This is a genomic window from Paenibacillus hebaui (assembly GCF_051934385.1).
Lineage (GTDB): Bacteria > Bacillota > Bacilli > Paenibacillales > Paenibacillaceae > Paenibacillus.
On sequence record NZ_CP196836.1, the window covers coordinates 6758712 to 6784236 of the forward strand.

24 protein-coding genes are annotated in these 25525 nt (G+C 47.9%); 10 read left to right on the forward strand and 14 right to left on the reverse strand.

Annotated features, from left to right (window positions below):
• Positions 1-75: 75 nt before the first annotated feature.
• Positions 76-873, reverse strand: coding sequence for a hypothetical protein (locus ACR32F_RS30390; protein ID WP_440114011.1), 798 nt, complete (start codon positions 871-873; stop codon positions 76-78).
• Positions 874-1181: 308 nt separating this feature from the next.
• Between ACR32F_RS30390 and ACR32F_RS30395 the strand changes: the two genes are divergently transcribed.
• Positions 1182-1772 carry a GNAT family N-acetyltransferase gene (locus tag ACR32F_RS30395; protein ID WP_440114014.1) on the forward strand — a complete coding sequence of 197 codons (591 nt, stop codon included), beginning with the start codon at positions 1182-1184 and terminating at the stop codon, positions 1770-1772.
• Positions 1773-1803: 31 nt separating this feature from the next.
• Here ACR32F_RS30395 and ACR32F_RS30400 read toward each other — a convergent pair whose 3' ends face one another.
• Together ACR32F_RS30400 and ACR32F_RS30405 are read right to left on the reverse strand one after the other, a co-directional pair.
• Positions 1804-2700 carry a diacylglycerol/lipid kinase family protein gene (locus ACR32F_RS30400; protein ID WP_440114017.1) on the reverse strand — a complete coding sequence of 299 codons (897 nt, stop codon included), beginning with the start codon at positions 2698-2700 and terminating at the stop codon, positions 1804-1806.
• A 106-nt stretch (positions 2701-2806) separates the two neighbouring features.
• Positions 2807-4018 carry a serpin family protein gene (locus ACR32F_RS30405; protein WP_440114020.1) on the reverse strand — a complete coding sequence of 404 codons (1212 nt, stop codon included), beginning with the start codon at positions 4016-4018 and terminating at the stop codon, positions 2807-2809.
• Between the two features lie 292 nt (positions 4019-4310).
• On the opposite strand from ACR32F_RS30405, the gene ACR32F_RS30410 reads away from it, so the two are divergent.
• Positions 4311-4901 carry a hypothetical protein gene (locus ACR32F_RS30410; RefSeq protein WP_440114022.1) on the forward strand — a complete coding sequence of 197 codons (591 nt, stop codon included), beginning with the start codon at positions 4311-4313 and terminating at the stop codon, positions 4899-4901.
• A 205-nt stretch (positions 4902-5106) separates the two neighbouring features.
• Here ACR32F_RS30410 and ACR32F_RS30415 read toward each other — a convergent pair whose 3' ends face one another.
• The 4 genes from ACR32F_RS30415 to uxaC all read right to left on the reverse strand — a co-directional run bounded on the left by ACR32F_RS30415 (position 5107) and on the right by uxaC (position 11138).
• Positions 5107-6990, reverse strand: coding sequence for an ABC transporter ATP-binding protein (locus ACR32F_RS30415; protein ID WP_440114025.1), 1884 nt, complete (start codon positions 6988-6990; stop codon positions 5107-5109).
• The gene (locus ACR32F_RS30420; protein ID WP_440114028.1) at positions 6987-8714 is read right to left on the reverse strand and encodes an ABC transporter ATP-binding protein; all 1728 of its coding nucleotides are present in this window, start codon (positions 8712-8714) and stop codon (positions 6987-6989) included. The genes ACR32F_RS30415 and ACR32F_RS30420 overlap by 4 nt, the downstream gene beginning before the upstream one ends.
• Positions 8711-9256, reverse strand: a complete 546-nt coding sequence (locus tag ACR32F_RS30425; protein WP_440114031.1) for a MarR family winged helix-turn-helix transcriptional regulator — start codon at positions 9254-9256, stop codon at positions 8711-8713. The genes ACR32F_RS30420 and ACR32F_RS30425 overlap by 4 nt, the downstream gene beginning before the upstream one ends.
• Before the next feature lie 439 nt (positions 9257-9695).
• Positions 9696-11138, reverse strand: coding sequence for a glucuronate isomerase (uxaC, locus tag ACR32F_RS30430; protein ID WP_440114033.1), 1443 nt, complete (start codon positions 11136-11138; stop codon positions 9696-9698).
• A 205-nt stretch (positions 11139-11343) separates the two neighbouring features.
• Here uxaC and ACR32F_RS30435 point away from each other — a divergent pair, with 205 nt between their 5' ends.
• Together ACR32F_RS30435 and ACR32F_RS30440 are read left to right on the forward strand one after the other, a co-directional pair.
• Positions 11344-12096, forward strand: coding sequence for an MBL fold metallo-hydrolase (locus ACR32F_RS30435; protein WP_440114035.1), 753 nt, complete (start codon positions 11344-11346; stop codon positions 12094-12096).
• A gap of 39 nt (positions 12097-12135) precedes the next feature.
• A complete protein-coding gene (locus ACR32F_RS30440) occupies positions 12136-12414 on the forward strand; it encodes a hypothetical protein (protein WP_440114038.1) in 279 nt (92 codons plus the stop codon).
• A gap of 77 nt (positions 12415-12491) precedes the next feature.
• On the opposite strand, the gene ACR32F_RS30445 is transcribed toward ACR32F_RS30440, so the two are convergent.
• The 3 genes from ACR32F_RS30445 to ACR32F_RS30455 all read right to left on the reverse strand — a co-directional run bounded on the left by ACR32F_RS30445 (position 12492) and on the right by ACR32F_RS30455 (position 17405).
• Positions 12492-13061, reverse strand: coding sequence for a hypothetical protein (locus ACR32F_RS30445; RefSeq protein ID WP_440114041.1), 570 nt, complete (start codon positions 13059-13061; stop codon positions 12492-12494).
• A gap of 333 nt (positions 13062-13394) precedes the next feature.
• Complete coding sequence (locus ACR32F_RS30450; protein WP_440114044.1) at positions 13395-14876, reverse strand: alpha-amylase; 1482 nt, start codon at positions 14874-14876, stop codon at positions 13395-13397.
• A gap of 216 nt (positions 14877-15092) precedes the next feature.
• Positions 15093-17405: a helicase C-terminal domain-containing protein gene (locus tag ACR32F_RS30455; RefSeq protein WP_440114047.1), complete on the reverse strand. Its 2313-nt coding sequence runs from the start codon at positions 17403-17405 to the stop codon at positions 15093-15095.
• Positions 17406-17734: 329 nt separating this feature from the next.
• Between ACR32F_RS30455 and ACR32F_RS30460 the strand changes: the two genes are divergently transcribed.
• On the forward strand, positions 17735-18232 hold the full coding sequence (locus tag ACR32F_RS30460) for an antibiotic biosynthesis monooxygenase family protein (protein ID WP_440114050.1): 498 nt from the start codon (positions 17735-17737) through the stop codon (positions 18230-18232).
• A gap of 94 nt (positions 18233-18326) precedes the next feature.
• Here ACR32F_RS30460 and ACR32F_RS30465 read toward each other — a convergent pair whose 3' ends face one another.
• The 4 genes from ACR32F_RS30465 to cidR all read right to left on the reverse strand — a co-directional run bounded on the left by ACR32F_RS30465 (position 18327) and on the right by cidR (position 21882).
• Positions 18327-18998 (reverse strand): GNAT family N-acetyltransferase, encoded by a 672-nt coding sequence (locus tag ACR32F_RS30465; RefSeq protein WP_440114053.1) that lies wholly within the window; start codon positions 18996-18998, stop codon positions 18327-18329.
• A 93-nt stretch (positions 18999-19091) separates the two neighbouring features.
• Positions 19092-19766: a GNAT family N-acetyltransferase gene (locus ACR32F_RS30470; RefSeq protein ID WP_440114056.1), complete on the reverse strand. Its 675-nt coding sequence runs from the start codon at positions 19764-19766 to the stop codon at positions 19092-19094.
• A gap of 65 nt (positions 19767-19831) precedes the next feature.
• Positions 19832-20689 (reverse strand): carbon-nitrogen hydrolase family protein, encoded by an 858-nt coding sequence (locus ACR32F_RS30475; RefSeq protein WP_440114059.1) that lies wholly within the window; start codon positions 20687-20689, stop codon positions 19832-19834.
• Between the two features lie 308 nt (positions 20690-20997).
• Positions 20998-21882, reverse strand: a complete 885-nt coding sequence (gene cidR / locus ACR32F_RS30480; RefSeq protein WP_440114062.1) for a cidABC operon transcriptional activator CidR — start codon at positions 21880-21882, stop codon at positions 20998-21000.
• Between the two features lie 168 nt (positions 21883-22050).
• Between cidR and ACR32F_RS30485 the strand changes: the two genes are divergently transcribed.
• The 5 genes from ACR32F_RS30485 (at position 22051) to ACR32F_RS30505 (ending at position 25460) form a co-directional block, all read left to right on the forward strand.
• Complete coding sequence (locus tag ACR32F_RS30485) at positions 22051-22422, forward strand: CidA/LrgA family protein (RefSeq protein ID WP_440114065.1); 372 nt, start codon at positions 22051-22053, stop codon at positions 22420-22422.
• Entirely contained in the window at positions 22419-23099 is a 681-nt protein-coding gene (locus ACR32F_RS30490; protein ID WP_440114068.1) for a CidB/LrgB family autolysis modulator, read from the forward strand. The genes ACR32F_RS30485 and ACR32F_RS30490 overlap by 4 nt, the downstream gene beginning before the upstream one ends.
• 105 nt (positions 23100-23204) lie before the next feature.
• A complete protein-coding gene (locus ACR32F_RS30495) occupies positions 23205-23723 on the forward strand; it encodes an AbrB/MazE/SpoVT family DNA-binding domain-containing protein (RefSeq protein ID WP_440114071.1) in 519 nt (172 codons plus the stop codon).
• 127 nt (positions 23724-23850) lie between these two features.
• Complete coding sequence (locus ACR32F_RS30500) at positions 23851-24546, forward strand: Crp/Fnr family transcriptional regulator (protein WP_440114074.1); 696 nt, start codon at positions 23851-23853, stop codon at positions 24544-24546.
• Positions 24547-24623: 77 nt separating this feature from the next.
• Positions 24624-25460: a DNA alkylation repair protein gene (locus ACR32F_RS30505; RefSeq protein WP_440114077.1), complete on the forward strand. Its 837-nt coding sequence runs from the start codon at positions 24624-24626 to the stop codon at positions 25458-25460.
• Positions 25461-25525 lie beyond the last annotated feature (65 nt).

The window sequence follows — 25525 nt, forward strand, 5'->3', positions numbered from 1 at the left end:
GATGAAATCTAATCATGATTATAGGACTCTACTCTTGAAAATTTCAGATTGATCCCGTGCCCACTTATCTGTTATTTAATCTACGGTGATATAAATAGATATATTAGGTCCATCACTATTATTATCCGTGTAGAATTTCCCTTCACCCGTTGGTCTGCCATTTTTGAACATACCTACATAGACTAATTTGCCATTCAGGTACCCTTTACCTTTACCGGTAATGGCTCCATTCTTGGCTTGCCCATCATAGATGATTACACCATCTTCATACAATTTAATCTTTCCAGAATAGATGGGTACTCCTTTATTGAATGCGCCTACATAGGCAATTTTCCCATACTCATATGCTTTACCCTGTCCCTGTGGCAATCCACTCTTGAATGTGCCATGATAGAAAATTACACCGTCCACTGTATACCATTTACCTTGACCATGAAAAGAACCATTCAAAAAATCACCCTTATATTTAACCGTTCCATCTGGGTAGTATTCGGTACCCTTACCTGAAGGAAGCCAGGTTTCCTTATCCACTTTACCAACATAATTAAACTTCCCATTAGGATAATAAATCTTACCCTGTCCGTTAGAAATATCCGAGTACAGCTTTCCATCTGTGTTATACCTTTTCCCTTCATAGGGTCTCCCTGCTACAAACTTACCTTCAAAGCTCTTCTTCCCGTTTGAAAAGTAGGATGTTCCTTTGCCATTAGCTACGCCATTTTTGACTTCTCCCACATATTTGTGTTTCTCCCCGGATAAAGTGATGTAGATCTCCTTTTTCGCTGCTGAGATCTGTCCAGGTGATGTAAACAGCGGTGTAACCAAAATTAAAAAAACAGTAAACCACTTCAAATAATTCTCTAACTTTCGCATTTCGTTGAATCCCCATTTCTATTTAATAAAATCTTATCGGCTTGCTAAAACTAATTCAAAATACGTCTCTTAGACACATAAGACCATCTCGTTTGCTACAACGTAGAATTTTTGGATAAATCTAAATATGTAATTCAGACAGAGTAATCCCAACCACTTTCTAAATAAGGTTCTTTTAGCTTAGCAAGCACGATAATACTTATATCGACCATTATAGCTATAAACATGAGAAAATATGGTAAGTACTATTGGTTAATACGATATGTACCATGAACAACACAGGCCTTAAATCTATAGGAGGAAAAATCATGTCCCAACCAACATTACCCCCACGCATTCCACGCTTGATGGAAACGAAGCGTATATACCTGCGTCCATTCGAGATTACAGATGTGGATGCCTATTTTCCCAGTCTATTTGACGCCGAGATGCGCAGACTCACCGGGACACAGAACAGCTTCACCCGCACCCAGGTTGAACGATACGTTGAAAACGAAGCCCGGGATGACTCAAGACTCACGCTGCTCATTGTCTTGCAGGAGAATGATCAAATTATTGGCGATATCGCCCTGATGGATATGCATGCCAAGAATCGCAGCGCACATATTCGGATCGCTATTGATAATCAGGAGCACCAGGGTAAAGGCTATGGCAGCGAAGCACTGCTTCTCATGCTGGATTACGGTTTCGGCATCTGTAATCTGCATCGAATCGAACTTGAAGCCTATGCCTTCAACGAGCGAGCCATTCGTACCTATGAGAAGCTCGGATTCCAGCGCGAGGGTGTGAAGCGGGATGTTTTGTTTTATAATCATCAATATCACGATGCCATTCAGATGAGCATGCTGGAGGATGAATTCCGGGAACGGCATACGAGGGATCAGACAGGTAACCGTTAATTTTTTATTCAAAAAAAAGAAAAACCGCGGATCAATATCCATCCCCGGTCAGAAAAGTCAGATGACCCGCCAGCACCGACAGCTCGGCGGGTGTTTTCATATACAATTCGCCGTCTGTATCGGCAGGCATGGGTACATCCGTTTTTACGCTCAGGGTGGAGGCCCTAAAGTAGCTAATGCTGTCGTTTCGGGGTTGCCATTCCCCTTCCGGCTTGTGCGACAAGATTTCCCGAAGCAACGGGATGCCTGTCTCATGAATAATGAGCACATCCAGTTCACCATCTTGCAGCGATTCCGGGGCAAAAGGTAGCGAATTCGTACCCAGAAAACGCCCATTCGCTGCATAAATCATGACAGCTTCTCCCACCATTGTCTTTCCGTCCGCCTCCAGTTGATAACGAAAAGGCTCCGTATTACTGAGCGTCTGCAAGGTGCTGATGAAATAGCTGAGCTTGCCCAGCGCACCTTTCAGGTTGGAGTTAATATTTTGCGATGTATCACTGATTAGTCCGATGCCAAAAAAGTTCGTGAACACTCGATCATTAGCTCTTCCCAGATCGATAGACACCGCTCGCCCTTGTAACACTTCACTCGCTGCGGTCTCGACATCGGGTGAAATGCCTAGCGAACGGGCAAAGTCATTACAGGTGCCCCCTGGCAGTATGCCGATCAACGGTGGATTCTCCACATCTGCCAGTCCGTTCACGCATTCATGCACCGTGCCATCCCCACCCAGGATAAAGACCACGTCGAACTGCTCCCCACGCTCACGACACAGCTTCTCTCCCTCACCCGGTTCATCCGTGCGCACAATGACAAGCTCATGGACAGCGGGAGCCAGCACACCAGCCACAATGCCCACTGTATTTACACGATTGGCTTTACCGGCATGATTGTGATGAATTAACAAGGCTTTGTTAAATTCCATCGTTTCTCTTCCTCCATTCGGATGCTTGTTAACCTTTACCCGCAAAGGTTAAGCCAGTAACGGCGAGTTGAATCGATTTAGCAAATTTGGAAGCTTGGGGCATGGATCACCGGGAAGCAATCTGTTCTGGTTGATTAATGACTCCAGCAAACACCCATGCATCTGTTGCGTGATCCACCACAGCAACCATAAATGGGCGGTTCACGTCCATCTTCACCGATTCGGTTGGCGGTGCGCTTCCGGCACGCATCTCCAGCAATGTCGAAGCTGCCGCTAAGGTGCCCTGCTCGTTAACCTCCATTACCGCCCGATGCAACACCTTGCCAATATGAAGCTGCTTCTCCAGCGCCGATGAAGACATGTTCCGAAAATCAGCTCTCGTTCGGTCAAACGCCGTCTGCATCCCCAGTTGCTGAAAAACCCAATTCAGGTCACTTCCGTACTCCACGCGAAAACGGGGCAAGGACAGCTCCACCAGCCTGAAATCAGCTCCGGTATTAAGGCTTCTCGGATCATCCAGGAGCAGTTGCTGAACCTGCGCCAGAGTTCGTCCTTCTTTTGGCAGTACAACGAGCAGATGCATCTGACCTTTGCCGTAAGGCAGCTCGATGGCCTGCCAGTCCTCATTCTCTGCGTAACTGAACTGTTTCGACTGGTGCATCATGGGTACAGTCATTACATTTCCATTTGCAAGATTGAACTCGCTGTCCTGCGTACGTTCCGGATCAAATTCATCCATCCAGTTGCCATCAAAAGCAATGGCATTCAGAAGCACCATTAATGTGATGACTTCAGGAGGTTGCTGCATCATCTCGGGAATCATACCTGCAGTACGCTGCTTTACCCACTGATTTATTTCTTGTCTAGCCTGCTCCGGTTGTCCATCCAGCTCCCGAATTTCGGCATCATAGGATTCTTGTAAGGTTGATGTGTACGCCGCCTCTAGCGTTAATCCATCCTTGACCCACAGGGAATTGGCTAAATTCATCTGTATGCCTTCGCCCGGATGGGCCAACAATTGTTGCAATGCAGCTTGTGCAGAATTCACCTGTTCACGTGTAAGCCCTGACCAGCTCATCACCTTCTCCATCTCTCGTTGGGTTTCCCCTTCACTACCGTTGTACGCCATGCCAATGGCCGCTGCGATGCTATAAGGCGAGATCAACAGATTATTCCCGCCAGCCTGCTCTTTTACTCCCATCTGCTGAAGAATACGCAGCCCCATTGTGTTCATCGCTTGGATATGCTTGGTCTCGATCGCTTTCAGAGCGGCATTTCGTTCTGCTTCGGTTAGCTCCTGCGTTACATTCGATTCCATCTTGTTTGGGTCCTCCTGTTCTGAACAACTTATAATGAGCAACCAACATACGCAACATAATAACAACCGTCCCCATAACCGTGCATGCATCGTTATCCCCCCTCATGCGTATTACTTAGATACTCGTCATGACAAATGGATGTTGATTTCCTTTTTTTACTAGACGAATGGTTGAGGAAAAAGGTTACTCCGCTCTTTACGTCACAAGGACGCAAATTTTTGCTGGAGATAACCCATTCAAATCGAGTTAAAACGGTTATATCTATACCATATACGAATGGAGGGATTCCCTATGATTCCGGCAACGTTGGAACAATTGGAGCAAGTTCGCAAAGAATGCCGTACCATGGTACGTAAGAGAGCTACCGCTTCCGCCGGTACAACACTCGTTCCTCTGCCCGGTACAGACGTACTGGCCGATGTGGGAATGCTCATGCAGCTACTGCCTGCTATTAACAATAAATTTGGATTATCACAAAAGCAGCTCGATGGCATGGACCCCGAGACCAAATCCATGATCTACGGATTCGTGATGTCCATCGGAAGCAAAGTAATTGGTCGTATGATCACTAAGGAGTTGGTGGTACAGGTTCTGAAAAGAGTCGGCGTACGCGTAGCCACCAAATCGGTAGCCAAATTTGTTCCTTTTGCAGGACAGGGACTGGCTGCCGCCCTCAGCTTCACAGCTATGCGCTATGTTGGTAACAAACATGTTGATGATTGTTATGAGGTCGTGAAACGCATGATTGAGCAGCGTGAGCTGCTCCCAGGTGAACCAGAACCCTCTGCGCTGAAGGAAACAAATGATGACGCGAAGGAGCTTGGAGTGAAAACACCATCCAGCGATAACGCGGATGCACCTGCGGAGAAATCCAACGATTAGTAAATAGATGAGATCTTTCATAGCCTCGACATTTCGTGACCATAGGACACATGGGAATGTCTCAAAAGTTAGTTGAAGAATCGTATACCAGGTACAATTCAGTTCCCATATATTCAAACGGGCCGATGCAGTGTTAACACTGCATCGGCCCGTTTTTTGTACATATAGCTTTCTGGAGTAATTGTTGATTAAAAGTTCCGATTCATCAGATCGCCTGCGGCTGTTGCTCCGTGAACTGACTATTGTACAGATCAGCATAGAAGCCCTGACTTGCCATCAGTTCCTCATGATTACCCTGCTCAATCACGTTACCATGATCCATAACCAGGATCAGATCGGCTCCACGGATGGTGGACAATCGGTGGGCAATCACAAAGCTGGTGCGATCCTTCATGAGATCATTCATGGCTTTCTGGATAAACACTTCGGTCCGCGTGTCGACACTACTTGTCGCTTCATCCAGAATGAGAATGGCCGGATTCGCCAGAATTGCTCTCGCAATTGTAAGCAACTGCTTCTGTCCTTGGGATATGTTCGATGCCTCTTCATTCAGCACCGTATCATATCCATCAGGCAGTGTGCGGATAAAGTGATCGGCATGAGCCGCATCGGCTGCCTTAATCACTTCTTCTTCCGTTGCACCTTCTCGACCATAGGCAATATTGTCACGGATGGTTCCGTTGAACAGCCATGTATCCTGAAGCACCATCCCAAACAGGCTGCGCAGCTTGCCACGTTCCATGTCCTTAATGTTGACACCATCAATCGTAATCTGACCCTCCTGAATTTCGTAGAAACGCATTAACAGGTTGATCAAAGTCGTTTTCCCGGCTCCCGTTGGCCCAACAATGGCCACGGTCTGCCCCGGATTCACATCAATGTTCATATTGCGAATGAGCAACTCATCCTCTTTATATCCAAAATTCACACCGTGGAAGGCAACCGCACCTTTAGGCTGTTGTAATTGTACCGGTTTGTTGGACTCCGGAACTTCTTCCTCTTCATCCAACAATTCGAATACCCGCTCCGCCGATGCGATCGTGGATTGAATGATGTTTGAGATGTTGGCAATCTGGTTTATCGGCTGGGTGAACTGACGGGAGTACTGTGTGAATGCAAGAATATCCCCGATGGAAATAGCACCACGTGTAACAAAGATCCCGCCGACCACACAGATCAACACATAACCAATGTTACCAACAAACGCCATCAATGGCATGATAATACCTGAGATAAACTGAGCTTTCCAACCGGATTCATACAGCTCCTCGTTGACTTTCTCAAACTGCTCTACCGATTGTTCTTCCCGTCCGAAGGCTTTGACGACCTTGTGCCCCGTGTACATTTCCTCCACATGACCATTCAATTCACCCAGTGATTTCTGCTGGCCTGCAAAGTGTTTTTGTGAGCGAGATGCCACCAGCATCACAACAACTACACTTAATGGCAGTGTCAAAACAGTAATGAGCGTCATCCATGGACTAATGGTTAACATCATAACGATAACCCCAACAATGGTGACAACAGACGTAATAAACTGGGCCAAGCTCTGTTGGAGCGTATTACTGATGTTGTCCACATCATTGGTCGCCCGGCTTAATGTTTCCCCGTGGGTACGGGAGTCAAAATATTTCAGAGGTAGACGCCCAACCTTGGCGCTGATCTGCTCACGCATATCATACACAACCCGCTGAGCTACACCTGCCATCATGTATTGCTGAATATACATAAACGCTGCACTGAACAGATAGAGACCCACAAGCAGATACAACACTTTGATCAATGCAGGAAAATCAATTCCGGCTCCCTGCACACCCTGAAGGATGGCAATGGCGCCTTTACTGAGAATATCCGTTCCTTCAGCCATGACCTTTGGACTGATAATGCTGAACACGGTACTCAGAATCGCTGCAACCAGTACACCCAGCAGACGAGAACTGTGGGGCCGGAGATAACGCATCAAGCGCCGGAGTGTACCCTTGAAATCTTTTGCTTTTTCCACTGGAGGGCGCATGCCCATGCCGCCTCCCGGATGGCCTGGTCCGCCAGAGGCACGAGGTGCCTTGCTTTCTTCTTTACGTTCACTCATGCGATCTCCTCCTCGGTCAGCTGGGAGGATACAATCTCGCGATACACTTCATTGTGCTCCAGCAGCTCTTTATGTGTTCCCGAACCGACAATTCGGCCCTCGTCCATAACCAGAATGCGATCCGCATCCATTACCGTACTTACGCGCTGAGCAACAATAAGCACGGCTGCTTCAGTCGTTTCGGACTTCAACGCAGCACGAAGTCGTGCATCCGTTTTGAAATCCAGGGCAGAGAAACTGTCATCAAAAATATAGACTTCCGGGTGGCGAACAAGTGCGCGAGCGATGGACAAACGTTGTTTCTGTCCACCAGACACGTTGTTCCCTCCCTGTGCAATCAGGCTGTCATAGCCATCTTTCATCTCGGTGATGAAATTTTCGGCTTGGGCCGTCCGCGCTGCACGAACCACTTCCTCCATGGTCGCATCGTCTTTTCCGTGACGGATATTCTCCGTAATCGTTCCGGTGAAGAGAACTGCCTTCTGCGGTACAAAACCAATCTTGGCCCGCAGATCTTCCTGCCGAAGCTCACGGACATCTGTTCCATTCACTCTTACGGTACCCTCGGTTACATCATAGAAACGTGGAATTAGACTGAGTAACGTTGATTTTCCTGAGCCCGTACCGCCGATAATAGCCGTGGTCTCACCAGAGCGAGCCGTGAATGAAATATTGGAAAGAGCCGCATTCTCTGCGCCTGGGTATCGGAAAGTAACATTGTCAAACTCAATGGTGCCTTGCAGCGCACTCATACCGCGAGGCTGATCGGGATTGCTAAGATCCGGCTGCATATCCAACACTTCGTTGATCCGCTCTGCCGAAGCGGAGGCTCTTGGAATCATGACAAAGATAATGGAAACCATAATAAGGGAGAACATGATCTGCATCGCATACTGAATAAAAGCAATCAATGAACCGATATCCATATTCCCACTATTGATACGCTGTCCTCCGAAATAAAGGATGGCAATCATCGAGAAGTTCATGACGAGCATCATCACGGGCATCAAGGTTGCCATGAGTACGTTCACCTTGATCGAAACATCCCTTAGATCGCTGTTAGCTCCATTAAAACGAACACGTTCATGCTCACCTCGGTTGAAGGAGCGAACCACCCGAATCCCTGTTAGCTGCTCACGCAATACCAGGTTAAGCCGGTCCAGCTTCTTCTGGATTTGCTTGAACAACGGAAGCCCCTTCGCACCAATTAGAGCAATTGCTCCGGCGAGTATAGGCAGGACAACCAGGAAAATGGTCGACAATTTGGCATCCTGGGATACCGCCATAAAGATCCCCCCGATACACATCATCGGAGCCATAATCATCATGCGCAGCATCATGGTTAATACGTTCTGAACCTGCGTAATATCATTGGTGGTACGGGTAATCAGCGAAGCTGTACCCAATTTATCAAATTCCTGCAAGGAAAAGTTCTCCACATGGCGGAACACTCTGCTGCGCAGTTTTTTGGCGAATCCACCCGCTGTACGGGATGACAGATAACTGGCTGTTATAGAACAGGCCGTACCTCCAATGGCAATCACCAGCATCCAGCCACCAATCTGCCAGATATACGGAACATCTCCTTTAACTATACCGTCATTAACGATGTCCGCCATCAGGGTAGGCAGGTACAGTTCAGCTAGCGACTGTAACAGCACCAGAGCCAGAATGAAGATAATGGGGATTCGGTATGGCTTAAGCATGTGAAACAATTTTATCATGGCGTATCATCTCCTTGTGCGGACGCATCCGTCTGTTGTGAAGCCAGTGTATCAAAAAAGGTGTAAACCTTGGTCAACAAGTCAGCCAACTGCTGGCTATCTTCCTCACCCAGATGTTCGGCGAGCTTGTTGAATATCTCCATGCGCTCCTGATGAGCAGCCCGAATGATGTTACGACCTGCCTCCGTAATGGTGATACGAACTGCCCGGCGATCCTCGGGGTCCATCGTTCGTTCAACCAGCCCTTCGTCCTCAAGCCCACGAATCACAGGGGTTATGGTTGGTGATTTCACCCGCAGCAACGCACTGATTTCCGAAACCTTTAGCCCGGGATGGTCCTCATTCAGCTGGCTCTCAAAATCAGGCGGATTATCTCGCCAATCCAGACGTTCTCCCGGATGTGAACCGTGTAGCAAACAGGCCAGCACCATAATTTCATTATGATTACGTCCCTGAGGTTTATGTTGTTGCTTCCATTTGCCTTTATTAAACTGCAGAATCGAGTATAAAAGCTTCTGAGCGACCGGATCTATGCCAGTCATAATGGTTCCCTCCTTATTTAGGCTATCATGTCCATACAAATCAAACACCGTAGTACACCTATTAGATAGCTTCACGATTAAATAGTATAACAATTAATTAGGTATACTAATTATATTTCCGTAAGATTCAAAAGTCAAACCACTTAAAACGTCAAAATATAACCCACAATGAAGAGCTTAATCGCGCTTGGTTGTGGGTTTATCATTTTGCCAGCCAAATGGAAATCAAGCAAAAGTGCAGAACTGTTTGCGTATCTGCTCATTCATAGGTGCCGTCGAGTGAATCTCACTGATGTATAGCACATTGACCAATAACATACAGAAGCTCCCCTCGTGTATTCCGGTTGATGATTTAACCCGAAAACATGAGGGGAGCTTATTATTTACTTTGAAAGAGACAGCCTTTCTAGTGCTCAGAAAGCTGGCATGATATTGATCATTAGGACTTTGAAGCAGCGACTGTTTTCAGTGCAGAAGCAAACGGGAAATATTCCTTGGCATTGTTATAAGAGATACCTTGAACGATCTGTCCGAGCAAATCCATATCGTGTGGCACCTCTCCTTGCTCCGCCCATTCCCCAATCAGGTTGCAGACCAGACGGCGGAAATACTCATGCCTTGTATACGACAGGAAGCTGCGTGAATCAGTCAGCATACCAACAAAACGGCTGAGCAGACCCACATTCGCCAATGCCTTCATCTGCGCGAGCATGCCGTCCTTCGTATCATTGAACCACCAGGCTGCACCAAGCTGGACTTTGCCCGGAATGCCCCCTCCCTGGAAGCTGCCGATAATCGCTGCGAGCACTTCATTGTCCCGTGGATTCAGGGAATACAGGATCGTCTTCGGTAACGCCTGCTCCTGCTCCAATGTGTCGAGCAATCCGATCATCGCCGATGACAGTGGCGTATCATTGACCGCATCATAACCGGTATCCGGCCCAAGCTTGGCAAACATCCGCGTGTTGTTGTTGCGAGCTGCATTAATGTGGAACTGCATCACCCAGCCCCGATCTGCATACAGTTTGCCAAGGAACGTCAGCGTCACCGTCTTATACTTGTCCTCATCCTCACGACTCACCTTGTGGCCCGCAAGTGCCTTTGCAAAGATGGCAGCAGCTTCTTCGCGTGTAGCCACTCCGTAAGGGACATAATCGAGTGCATGGTCAGAGACTCTGCCGCCTACTGAATGGAAGAACTCTACGCGAGATTCCAGCGCAGCAAGGAATGAATCATAGTCAGAAATCGCCGTTTCGGCTGCTTGCGACAGCTTGCCTACCCATTCCGTGAACGTTTCACGGTTTAATTCCAGTCCTTTATCCGGGCGGAAAGAAGGTAATACTGCCGTATCAAAACCTTCGATCTCCTGAATCTTCACATGATACTCCAGCGAGTCACATGGATCATCGGTTGTGCATACAACAGTAACATTGGATTTGGTAATCAGATCACGTGCACCGAATCCGTCACTGTTCAGCTTGTCATTTACCTTTTCCCATATGGTCGGAGCGCTTGTCTCATTCAGCACTTCATAAACGCCGAAATATCGCTGTAATTCCAGATGAGACCACGCGTACAGCGGATTACCAATCATCATCGGCACGGTTTTGGCGTAAGCCAGAAAACGATCATAGTCGGTCACGCCATCTCCACCTGTGATGTACTTCTCTTCAATTCCGTTTGCGCGCATCAGCCGCCATTTGTAGTGATCACCGTATAACCAGGCCTCTGTAATATTGCCAAAGGTTTTGTTCTCGTAGATCTCCTGAGGACTGAGGTGACAGTGATAGTCAATAATCGGCATGTCTTTGGCATAATCCTCATATAACTTGATCGCTGTTTCATTGTGCAGCAAAAATTGTTCATCCAGAAAAGACTTCATTCGCCTCGCACGCTCCCTTTAGGTGAGTTTACGTTCATATGGGTTCACTTCCCAATCTTTACGCTACACTGTTTACCTTCAAAGTTCAATATAAAATGATAGCGTTATCAAAAAAGGTTGATTTAGGCATATATTCGGGAACACGGTATACTGGATTTAACGCAAGGTTGCTGATCTGAAGATGATACAAGGAGATGAATTTACTATGAAAATCACATTTCTCGGCACAGGAGACATGTTCAGTGTGGAGCAATACCACAATAGTATGCTGGCCGAATTCGGAGGGACGCATCTCGTCATTGATTTCCCTGAATCGAATGCGAAAGCGCTCAAGGAATACGGTTTTCCAATGACTGATATTCACAACGTCTTTATTACCCATCTGCATGAAGATCATATTAACGGTATACAGATGCTCGGTTATTACGCACAGATTGTGGGCGATCGTAAACCCCGTCTGTTTATCCACGAACAACTGGTGGAGGCTTTGTGGAATATTCTATCCCCGGGCATGCGCTACACAACCGATGGAGAACGTACGATGAGCGACTATTATGATGTTGTTCCCCTTCCCGATGGAGGTACATTTGAACTGGGCGGCGTAACGTTTGAGACATTTCGGACGCAGCACGTTCCCGGTATGGTCAGTAATGGACTGCTTGCCAAGCCTTACTTCTATTACAGTGCAGACAGTACGCTAGATCAGAAGCGGGTGGAACAGGTTGCCACTGATGTACAGCTGATTTTCCATGAATGCCACATGCATGATCTGGTCATCAAATCCCATACCTCACTGAATGACCTGAAGCATCTGCCTGCCGAAGTGAGACAGAAAACCGTACTGATGCATTATCATGATGAGTATGCCGATGCGGACAAACGGGAACAGTTCAACCGCGAGCATGATCTGCGGATGGTCGGCACGCTGGAATCATTTGAACTGGATAGTATTGGATAAGTACCGTAATCGTTCTGTATTCTAATGGAGGTAAGTGCTATGGAATATCGATTTGAACAAGGTTACTTTTTGATATATTCTCCTGCAAGAAGCACCAGTAGTGGAGATATTATGGTTGTTAAATTACAGGACAGACCATTTAAAGATAGATTTGAATTCCTTGTTAACAGCAAAAACTCTGAGTGCACTACACACACTGAATACTTAAACTTTGAGCCAACTTCTCATCATAAACCTGAAAAACCTGGAGCATTTTCAATGGAACGAAGTGAGTTCAATCGAATGTGGGATACGATGAATCAGTATTTTGAAAATTAATAACCTTGCCCTGCTGATAAATGAACAGGCAGCATCTACTTACATTCCTAATACGGAACCAGTGGGTAGCTGCCTTTCTATTTTTCATCCTTCCATGACTTCATATATTCAATCGTTCGGGGAGACGGTTTGGCCTGAACATGAACATAATCTTCGGTTCGCTGATCATTCGGCCCATAAGATATTTTAATATACATGTCCGTGTAGCTCTGAGTGATATAGCTGTCGATCTCCGCCTTGGGTTTCAAAACATAACTCCTGCCCAAACTCAATCCGAGCGGTTCCTTCTCTGGGCTTAGACTCGTCTCATATGTATTGCTCGCATTGGAATGAATCAGCTCTGCAGCATTGATTCGCTCCATCATGTTGGGATCGAGGGTGAAGGACTGAATGACATTAACCATGGGCAACCGAGCCTCATTCACCAAAATCTCATAAGAAATCCGGTCAACTCCGGATTCATGACTCACATCCACCGTTGCAGTCAAAGTATAATCGTCTGGCAAATGCTCCTGAAAGGATTCAGGGTTCTTCGTAACCCGCTGATTCAGATCTCTTCGCTCCGAATTCAGCGTATACTCATCCGTTCGCTTCGGTACACCCTCTGGCCCCTGATTCGGCTCGAGACTGCAAGCCCCCAGACACAACGCTATCCAAAGAGGGATACTCCCAACGGTAAGGCACGCTTTGTTCTACTTTTTCTATTCATGCAATCCCTCTCTTCCGTACATTCTAAATCTATGGCTAATGATGATTATAATGCGCAATTGGCCATCACCTAATTGGATTATTGTACCATAAAAGGGTAAAAACAAACTTCCCATTTAAAACGCTCTATTTATGAAAGCCAAAGCCAACCAACAAGTCTGACGAATTCAAAAACAAAAACCACCTGCACGGCAAATACTCGCCGGTTCAGGTGGATAACGGTCTATATATCGTTATTCGTGCAGTTACGCTTCCTACTGTCATTCATTCTATTACTCAGCGTCTGCACGGTCCTCATTCTGCTCTGGAAGGGCCCATACAGAGACACCTCCACCGCATACATGGAAAGTAGCCCAGCCGTCTTTTTCAATGGTAATCTGATCCTTACAACTGTGCGTCAGATCCACCCAGACTTCTCCAGCGCGATGCTCGCCGATGAACATTCTTTTCTCACCGTCATCCCCGTTGGAGATGACCACCGCACAACCAGAGCCTTCGATTTCCTCTACACCACGACGCACCCAGCCGATCGTATTCGCGTGATCGAAGTAGTCCTCCTGCTCCCCATAAGCCTTATTACAACGGGCAGACAGCAGAATGTCCAGAATTTCTTTTTTGCCCTCCACAGGTTCAGGTCCACCAATGCCGTAATAATCGCCGTAAAATACAACCGGATAACCATCACGGCGTAATAGCGTCAGGGCATATGCGCTTGGCTTAAACCAGTCACTAATCCATGATTCCAACGCCTCATGGGGTTGAGAGTCATGGTTATCTACAAAGGTTACCGCATGGGTAGGATGTGTCTGAACCAGGGTGTCATCAAAAATTTTGGAGAGATCGAAGTCTCTGCCTGCAAGTGAAGCCTCATGCAACTTGTAGTGAAGAGATACATCGAACAGATCGATCTGATAGTCTACCGTATCGAGGAATTCACGACAAGCATCCAGGTTTGAGTTCCAGAACTCACCTACGATGTAGAAATCCTGACCGCGTTTGCGAATCATCTCTGCTGCGAATTCCTTGATGAATTCGTGGTTGATATGCTTGATGGCATCAAGTCGGAAACCACCACACTGGAGTGTATCAATCAGCCATTTCCCCCAATCAATCATCTCGCGTCTAACATCCGGGTGGTTATAATCTATATTGGCGAACATCAGATAGTCGTAGTTGCCAAACTCATCATCGACATTCTCATTCCATTTCTTGTTCTCAGCTGCGATGCGGAATACACCACTCCGCTCTTCCCTGGCATCAAAGTCCGTGCCGTTGAAGTGTTCGGAGGTCCATTTAAAGGAGGAGTATTGATCCCCGCGACCCGGGAATGTGAATTTGGTCCAGCCCTCAATCTCGAACGGTTTGGAGATTTCCTTCGTTCGATCATTGGGATCAACCTCAATCACTTTAAAGACTTCCGTCTCGTCTGCTCCGGCCTTGTGGTTCATGACCAGATCCACATAGACGGCAATTCCGTTCTTCTGACACTCGGCAATGGCCTCTATCAGTTCCTGCTTGGTGCCATATTTGGTGCGCACGGTGCCCTTTTGGTCAAATTCGCCCAGATCATACAGATCATATACACCATAACCTGTATCCTCAGCCGATACGGCTTTGGTCACAGGAGGCACCCATACTGTATCAATGCCTTTGGCTTTCAGTTCCGGGGCCATTTCAGCCAGTCGCTTCCAATGATCTCCGTCCGCAGCCAAATGCCATTCAAAAAACTGCATCATGGTATGATTTCTCTTCATTACAAACCGACCTCCTTGATTGCTTTCGAAGCGGACCTCGGAACGGGTTAGGTATTCGCCGTTGTTCGTTCGTTGCTAACCAAGTTATAACCCTTTCACCCCACCCTTCAATCATGTAAGGGAAAGAAATCTGAAAAAAGTGCTTAACTCCTTGGTTCAGCATTTGCCTCATTCGATTTGAATCGCTATATAAGTTATCTGTTGAGATAGGTAGAATCAGATTCGCTTGTAGTCCTGCCATTCCTCTGGCAACAGGGAACGATAGGGTTCCTGGGTAAAACGATCGTCGACCAACACCAGCACGCCCTTGTCTTCTTCCGTCCGAATCAGCCTTCCGCCCGCCTGCAGCACCTTGTTCATTCCAGGGAAAATGTAGGCATAATTGAAGCCGTTTCGTCCTGTCCGATCATAATAATCACGAAGCACGTTGTTCTCAAGTCCAATCTGCGGCAGCCCCGCACCTACGACAACAACGCCATTCAGACGATCCCCCGGAAGATCGACACCTTCGGAGAATACGCCACCCATCACGGCAAATACCAATCGTGTTCGTTCAGGGTGTGGCTGAAATGCATCCAGAAACTGCTCACGTTCCAGTTCGTTCATCCCCTGCTTCTGTATGACCGTATCCGCTTCATTCGGAAGCTGTGTATAGGTTTCATATATCTCTCGCATATAGGGATAAGAAGGGAAGAACACCATCAGATTGCTACGCGGCCATTCGCTTACCAGTTGTTGCAGCATTTCCGCAATGGGCCGCCGGGATTGCTCCCGATCCTTATAACGCACAGATAGGGGCAGAAGCCTCACATCCAGCTGTTCGCGCTGAAATGGGGATGGAATCTGCAATGTATAATCCTCTTCCTCTGCACCCAGCATATCCCGATAATAACGAAGAGGTGACAATGTAGCCGAGAAATGAATGAGGGAGCGGAATCCTTTGGCCGTCTGACGAAGCAGCACAGAGGGATCGAGACAAAACAACTTCACTCTCACTTCACTTCGCACACATTCGGCATAGGTAATGAAACGTTCATCGTACAGCTTGGCTATGCGCAGGAAATTCTGCGCTGTGAAGTAGGCATCCAGTAACAACTGATCCGTCTCGGCATTCCCCGAACCGCCCTCGACAAGACATTGCTCCGCAACCATGACAAAGGGCTCCAGCAGTTCAATCAGTTCCTCCGGTGCCTCCTGCTGAATGATCTTGCCTTCTTCTCCACCGTTTTTGCGTAGGGTAATCAGATACTTGTCAATGGCCCCGGTGCGATCCACAATGGCTTTGGCTGCCGACACACTGTTGCCCAGCGTCTCGAACTCTCTTTTCACATCCAGAAACACTGCCTTCTCCAGCTCCGCGGAGAACATCATTCGCCCACGATCGACCAGATTATGTGCCTCGTCCACCAATAACACCGTCTTGCGCTTATGTTCCTCCAGCATACGTTTGAGCGATATACGCGGATCAAAAATATAGTTATAATCGCAGATTACTGCATCGGCTGCGTACGCGGCATCCAGTGAAAACTCAAACGGACACACCCGATGCTTGCGTGCGTACTGTTCAATCACCGGTCGTGTCATTAACGTCTCATGTTCCAGCATATCCAGCACGGCCCCGTTAATACGGTCATAATATCCTTCACACATGCCACACTGCCCCGTATCACAAGCTTCCTCTTCCTTGAAACAAATCTTGTCCTTCGCGGTCAGACTGATGACATGCATCTGCAATCCTTCCGATTGCATCCGGGCAAAAGCCTCTTCTGCCGCAACCCGTGTTGTTGTCCTCGCGGTCAGATAGAACAATCGGCTCGCTTCGCCTTCGCCAATCGCTTTGACCGTGGGGAACAGCACGGACATCGTTTTGCCAATCCCTGTTGGCGCCTTCGCCATCAATCCCTGTCCCTCACGGATCGTCTTGTATACGGCTCCTGCCAGCTTGCGCTGTCCTTCCCGATATTTGCGAAAAGGAAACGGCAGCTCCCGCACACTGATATCGCGCTTTTCTTCATATGCAGCGATCATCTCTGCATATGGCGCATAACCGGCTATCACCTCTGCAGCAAACTGTTCCAATTCCTGCCACTCCAGCATACGGCGGAAACGCCTTTCTTCATGGTTCACCGAGTGCACATAGGTAAGCTGAACCTGCATACGCGGTTCATCCTGCTGAACGGCGTACATATAGGCATACATCATCGCCTGCGCCCAATGCACGGGAAGTCCCTCACCCAGATCGTCCAGATTTCCCGCAGTGGATTTGATCTCATCCACCGTTAACTGACCGTCCAGACGAATCAACCCGTCACATCGCCCTTCGACCACATAGGTCAGATCACCGTGTTGAATCTCAGCTTCAAGTACAATCTCTTTCAAATCTTCTTCGGTGTAATCCTTCTGTACCCGCTGGTGAATTCGAGTCCCCTCCTGCATCGATGCATTGGTGCGAAACCCTGGCCGTATGCTGCCACTGCGGTACACATACTCCACCAAAGGTCTGACTGATATCCGAATTGCTGTTGTCATACGATCACCCGTTCTGTTTGTAGTGACTATACTTTATCATGAAAAGACGTGCCCAAACCAGTTGATCAGCAGATTGGACTCGCCAATTCCCATATGCTATGTTGGGGTGTATAAGTTGAACTAGATAATGTTACACTTGCCACTCCGATGACAGAACAACCTTCCGATCGCTGTCATCCCCAGATTTTTTTTGATTCATTTTTACACAGGTGAAAATTTGGGGATAAAGGCGAACACTCCGCTTCTTCAGGTTATTTCTGTCCTCTGCGTTCTCGTGTAAACGTATAGTTTAACTTATATGGAATGTATTTAATAAGGAGGCAGCTTCTATGTATATCTATTTGGTTCCTTCACCGATCCCGGATGCACTTGCTGCATACCCGCATCTGACGTTACGCAGCGAAGAGCAGGTGCATCTAGCCATTGAATCTGAAGAACGCTTGATGAATATCGAGTCTGATGACAGAATAGCCGCATATGAAGCGTTTGATGCTGCAGGCTCTTGGGCAGGCGGGGGTTATGCCGTTTTGAACAACATCCCTGTCACAGAAGAGGGACGTAACGACTTTGAAGAACGGTTCAAGAACCGTGCACGCAAGGTTGAGGACGAGCCTGGTTTTGTCGGTATTCGTGTGCTTCGCCCGCTGAAGGATGACACGTATGTTGTACTTACACTCTGGCAGTCCGAGGAACATTTCAAAGGCTGGCAGCAGTCTCAGGCCTACAACCATGCTCACCGCAATCGCAGTACGAGTGACGGCTTGACTGCACAGAAGCCTGCTATGTTCCCAAGACCTTCTTACGTCACAACATACACTATAGAATAACGTTTCGGGTCGAATCAGGATCTCAGCATAGAAACAGTCTTCCTCTATTCATGACACCATGACGCTATATATCTGTGCTCACTCCTGCTTCCGGTTACAACGGCAGCAGTGAAACCGTCTGACGAGCAGTCAACTGGTCTACCATCGCAAGCCATTCCTGCGGTTTGTTAGGCAATACGGCATAATATCGATTCAGGAAATCAGCCACCAGGCTGGCTGGCAGTTCACCAAGCGACTCATCACCTGGCATGAAGCACAGATCCAAGCCTCCAACCGCTTCGCCGTCTCCTTGCCAGGATGGGTGAACATACGGGAAGTCCAGACGCTGGTATCCCAGATGGGACAGCACTTCGCGACGTACATAAGGGTCCATCGGCTTGATGCCGCCAAATTCATGATCCTGACTCAGATAAGGATTGTAGATTTCAGCAAACATACCGAACAATTCTTTCCCGTTTGCCGCAGCCAGCTTTTGCAGATCACGCTTGCGGTTATTCGCCAGGAAACTGCCGATCCCCAGACCCTCGCGCCCAATAATCGTAAAGTCCGTCATGGCCACGTTCCAGTCCTCATAATAACGGTATTCAGTTGCTCCAACGACCTGCCCTTCATGCACAGCCACGAACACCCGAATGCCCGGATCCTCCAACGGTTCTGCCCACAGCGGAAAGTCCAGCACTTCCTCCCGCGGGAAAATCTCTTGCATCAGCTTGTGCATCTGGGCAAACAATGGATCATTGATGGATGTAATACGCTTGAATTCCATGGATAAATGCCTCCTCGATAGATTATGTATTTCATTATGATATTGAATAATATTGGCTCCAACTAAAACCAACGGTTTAATCCGGTGATTCCTTTATTTAAATGGATTACGCCACTCCATTAAGGCAGCATAATTGCAGGATTCCTCATCATCCAGATAGTCTGCCGTCACACCTACTGGCATACGTCCACAGCGCAGCAGAAACGAGATGACAGGGTCACGTCGTTCTCCCTTCACCACCTGATCCAGATACGCTTCAGCGGACATCTGGTCTGCAACCAGATGATATCCCGGCATCCTTCCCGCACCAAGAAGCCGGTCAATACCCTGTGCGATAACAAGTTGACACATCACCTGCATCATAAGCTGCGCCAGTCCCCATTTGCGGTACTTCGGACGTACGCAGAGATCAACAATATACAGCGTATTGCCATCCGGTTGATGATTGCGGATATACCCATCATCTGTCACTTCGCCCCAGGTATGACTTGCCGAATGAGAAGGGTCCCCATGCATCCGTAGCGAAGTCATCGACCCCGCCAGTTCTCCATCCACTTCAATGCAGATGGCACCATCCGGGTAGTTCGCGACATGGCTGGCAAGCTGCTCATGGTTCCAGAGCAGTTCCTCCGGGTAAGGCAGTGGGAAACTCTCGGCTTGAATACGGATTAGTTCATCAAAATCAGCAGGTTGATATGTACGCACCACTGCCCTTGCGGGTGTACCGTTCCGATCCGGACCGGTGATAAGCATCTCTTTTTGATACATCGCGCCTCACTCCCCTCTCAACAGACCGACCCATTCCCTAACTTCTCCTCTTGCCCATCGTCTATCTACTCCCAATCGGTATACAGATCAGTACGGCGGTCACGCCAGGTCGTCACCGACCCACGTTCGCGCACTTCATACAGTAAGTCCAGATCGAGATCAGCGGTCACAATCATATCGTTGTTAATCTCTCCCTCGACCAGAATGCCACGCGGCGGGAAGGGAATATCATTCGGCGTAATGATCGCAGCTTGTCCGTAGTTGGCACGCATGAAATCGACCGTCGGCAAGTTCCCCACCGTGCCGGTTAACACCACATAGATCTGATTCTCCACGGCGCGGGCATGACTCGTATAACGCACACGATAAAATCCATGACGGTCATCCGTACAGGAAGGACAGAAGATCACATCCGCTCCCTTGGCTTTTGCCATACGTACAATTTCCGGGAATTCAATATCGTAACAGGTCAGCATCGCAATGCACCCTTTATCCGTATCGAACACTTCAAGTCCATTCCCGGGTGCCATGTTCCATTCCTGGACTTCGGTTGGCGTAATGTGAATCTTGTCCTGGCGCGCGATGCGACCATCCGGGTAGAACAGATGGGCTGTATTATACAGCTTCCCTTCGCGGCGGATAACGTGCGTTCCCCCGATGAGATGCATGCCGTATTTCGCAGCGAGCGATGTGAATAATTGTTCGTATTGCTCCGTAAATTCGGGCAGATCCTCAATCGTGAGCGCGTTGCCCTCACCGTCTCCAATGGACATCAGTTGGGTCGTGAAAAATTCCGGGAACAGCACAAATTCGGTTCCGTATTCGTTAGCTGTCCGTATGTAATGCTCAGCCTGAGCGGCGAACTGCTCAAATGAGCTGATTGTTTGCAGTTGGTACTGTACAGCGGATACCCGCAGTTTCATGTCCCTACACCTCCACCAATATTATGCTTCCATTGTAACAACCATCCGGGGATATTTCTATTTCCGAATAAGTGTAAGGTGACCTTGAGAAAGCTACACCTTGCCACTCCGATTGCAGTGACCGCTGTTACCCCCAGATTTTTTTGATTCCCTCTCTAAAGGGAAAATCCGGGGATAAAGGCGAGATAATGCTCACGAAGCAGCTTTCTTTCAGAAAGCTTTTGGCTTCGCTTCTTCAGGTTATTTCTGTCCTTTCCGTTTCGTGTAAATGTTTAGTTGAACTGACGTAGATAACATATACGGATTCCTTACTCACCCAGCATGGACTGTGTGAAGCCGATCCACTCTCTCGTGGCAAAGGAAAGATAGCGATCCTTCCGCCAGATCATGCCGAGCTGCCATGGAATGACGGGTTCCACCACCGGTATAATACGCACGCGCATATGGTCAACCTCACGACAGATCGTCTCCGGTAACAAAGCCACCCCCAGATTGGCGGCGACCATCGCACTGAGCAGATCCCACTGGGAGCTTTCATACACCACCCTAGGCTGGAATCCCGCATGCTGACAGGCGGCAATAATCCGGTCATGCAGCGCAAAATCCTCCCGAAACAGCACGAATGCATCATGCTCCAGTTCACGTAGCGCGACTGACTCTTTCTCCGCAAGCGGGTGCGAGGGGTGCACCAGCAGATTCAGCTTCTCTTTCACAAAAACAAAATGATCCACTAACTCATCCACGGTTGGCAGTACCGCAACACCAATATCCAGTGCACCGCTAATCACATCGGCCTCCACTTTTTTCGCCCCATCCTCGAACAGCTGAATGGTTACCTGCGGATAGGCTTTGTGAAATTCACCAATAATCATGGGGAAAAAGCTGGACCCCACCATCGGCGGCAGTCCGATTCGCAGATGCCCTTTCTTCAGATTCATCAGATCATCCAGTTCGGATGACAAACTGCGAAATGACTTCTCGATCTCCAGCGCTTGCCGAAAGAAGACATGTCCGGCATCGGTCATTTCCACCTTCTTGCCATAACGGTCCAACAACGTGACACCCAATTCCTCTTCAAGGCTTTTGACGGTCTTGCTGATCGTGGGCTGTGTAATATATAACACCTCGGCAGCTTTGGTGAAGCTTTGTTGCCGGGCAACTTCCAGAAAATATTGCAAATGGCGGATATCCATCGTCTGATTTCAGCCTCTCATAGATAAATGGAATAGTAAACATTCTTAATATGCATTTTACTCATGAAAGAATGCGATGTAAAATTTGTGATATTCAGCAATGGTTCCATTCATTTTCATAATAGCTAAAAAAAATTCACTACATTGATTATACAAGGAGGGATTGAAGTGAAAAAATGGGGCCTTGGTATTGTACAGGTTGCGCTCTTAATGGCCTTTTCACTGCTCATGGACCTGCTGGCCCGTGTCCTCCATCTGCCTGTACCGGGTTCAATACTCGGTATGGTTGTGCTCTTCATTCTGCTTCAAACTCGCGTCGTGAAGCTGCGCTGGATTGACGTTGGAGCTGCCTGGCTGCTCGGCGAGCTGTTGCTCTTTTTCATTCCTTCAGCCGTTGGAATCATGAACTACATGCCCATGCTGGAGCATGACGGCCTGCAAATTTTATTTGTTGTACTGCTCAGTACATTTCTGGTTATGGTCTGTACGGGCCTTGTTGCCACACGAATTGCCAAACGAAAGGAGCACCACACCGGATGATCGGATTTCTCTGCCTGTTGTTAACCATTGGTATTTACTGGATCGCCAAACGGATATATCGCAATCTGCCGAAAGTATACCTGTCTCCGCTGCTGATTACGCCGCTTCTTGTCGTTGGTGTACTGCTTGCAACGGGAACCGACTACACCGTCTACAGTAGTGGCGGCAAATGGCTAAGTCTGCTGCTTCAACCGGCTACAGTGGCCTTTGCCGTACCGCTCTATACTTTTTTCCATGTCCTCAAAAAACATATTTCCGAAATTGTCTTCAGTGTCATGACTGGCTCCGTCGTGGCTGTTCTCTCTTCTGCCCTGCTCGCCAAATGGCTGCGCCTGGATTCGGGGCTAATCCACAGCCTGATCCCACGCTCCATTACGACTCCGATTGCTATGAACGTATCTGCTACGATTGGAGGCATTCCAGCGGTTACGGCAGTTTTTGTCATCATGACTGGTCTGCTCGGGTCGATTATGGGGCCGTCTATTGTGAAAATGCTGCACATTGATGGAGAGATTGCACGCGGAACACTGCTTGGAACCGGTGCCCACGGAACAGGGACATCCAAGGCATTCGAGCTTAGTTCACTGACAGGAACGATCTCCAGTATCTCCATGGTGCTGGCTGCATTGTTCACTTTGGCGGTTGCACCCATGCTTTCGAAACTTATTTTCCCATAATAGATGGCAATATCCCTATTTTTTGAAATATTATTGTTGTATTAAAGCCCTTTCTTCCTTACAATAAGGACAGGTTTTAATTGTGAATATTGCGGGGGAGATGCGATGAAAAGAACTGGTATGAAGAGATCTCTGGACCGCCTTGGACGAATTGTCCTTCCCAAAGAAATGCGGGATACAATGGAAATCCGTATCGGCGATCCGCTCGAGTTTTTCATTGAAGGGAAAGAGTTGATTTTGAGAAAGTACAAATCAACATTATGTATTTTTTGCGGCGATGTGAATACGGAAATGTATTTCAAAGAGCAATTCATCTGCCGGACTTGTGCAATTCAATTAAAACATCCAGATGATTCTTCTGATTGGTCCGTTCCTCCAAGCAAACAGGCTCCTGCACCCGTCGAGCGTCCTACTACCAAATCTGCCACTGTCTCCTCTCCTGCATGGGAAGAAGGGACCACAGCTGCCAATCATGAGTACCCGGACCTGCGGCCGAAGACGGCACGTATGCTGCAACAGATGAAGGAAATTGTTGAACAGAATCCCGGGCTGGCTCAACAGCAAATTGCGGAAAAGCTTGGCATTAGCCAAGGACGCGTCTCCCAATTAAAAAAATTGCTATAATAAGAATGAATTCAATCATTTATAGTCAGGAGACCTTCCGATTTCAGGAAGTCCCGCTGCAAGAGAACCCGTTGTGTTTCATGGGTTCTTCTTTTTTTATATTCATACAGTAAGGGGAAGCAGTTCTATGGATAAAATCCTGTATTTATCGCAATTCAACCTTATGTCCTCATTGTCAGAGGCAGACCTGATAGAAATGGATAGCATGACTTCCATTACGACCATGCCGAAGAATATGCAGATCCAGACACCCGATACGTTTACGGAGGGTTTCCATTTTGTGAAACGGGGAAAGGTACGTTTATATACATTGAACCCGGAGGGCAAGCAGTTTACTCTGGATATTTTGAAGGAAGGTAACGTGTTCGGGGAAATGAACGGAATTTCCCTGGGAACACGTACCGTTTATATTGAAACAATGGAGGAATCCGACATTTGCCTAATAGACAGGCAGCGTTTTGAACAATTTCTTATTGAACATCCAGGGTTCATGTTACGACTGATGAAAGTACTAAGTGAGCGAATCAAGGGAATGAGTGAGTTGACACAGACGCTCGCACTCGGAAACCTGCATGATAAAATAATACTTAACCTCTTTCGACTGGCCGAACAGATCGGATGGATTGAAGAGAACGAGTACTGCCGGATTAACCTCGCACTCACTCATCAGGAGATCGCATGGATGTCTGGAGCCACTCGTGAGTCTGTTACCCTTGCACTGCAGGAGCTATCGCGAGCAGGCCGTATCCGTACCGGATTCAAGTCCGTCTCCCTTCATCGGGATGAAATGGCTGCGATCCGCAGGGGAACTGCCCAGTTGTAATATGCCTTACATCCCTGTACCCCGGCAAATTGTATCGTATAGATCGTGAGTCTATACAACCAAGGAGGAGTACAATATTGGATGCTAAGCCAGACCTGTTTATCCCGGAAGACGTTCTTCTTCGCAAAGGTGCCCGTAAAGCAACAGAGATCCAGGAACATATCCGCATCCTGCTACAAGCAGGACATATTGAATCGGTAAACCTGACGGAATGGCTGGCAGTGGATCATGTCCTTCTTTTTCAGCAGATCGTCCATGAATGGGATATGGATGCCGAAACCAGAGAAATCACTGAGCAGCTACAGCAGATGAATGAGCAACGGATTATGAAAATCATTCCGGCCATTGGCTTGCATTGGCTTGCTCTTCTGGAGCGGCTGGCAGTCCATGAGCGGACGCCTCTCTTCCGTTCCCTTACTGAGCATCGTTCAGACAGTATTCGGTGCTGGGCAGCGTATATCATTGGACTGGATTCCCGGTTGGACTTGATCGAAAAACTGGAGCTAATTCGCCCCTTCGCAGCAGATCATCACTTTGGTGTGAGGGAAATAGCATGGATGGCTGTGCGGGAATCGATCACTGCCGAATTATCAGTAGCTTTGCAACATTTAATACCATGGACCCTTGACCCTGATCCACTAATCCGGCGCTTTGCCATAGAATCAACCAGACCGCATGGCGTCTGGGCCAAACATATTCAGGAGCTGAAAGAAAATCCCGCCATAGCTCTTCCCTTGCTAGACGCCGTGAAGTCCGATGCCCATAAGTATGTGCAGGATTCGGTGAGCAACTGGCTAAACGATGCCAGTAAGACCAATCCAGAATGGGTTCGTAAGGTCTGTGCCACCTGGACTCAGCAGTCAGATACCAAGCATACACTGCGAATCGTCACACGCGGTCAACGAAGCCTTTAATCGGCCAAAGCCTTGTCCGAAGTACGGATAAGAACAATACGGCTAATAAAAAGATGACCACCGCT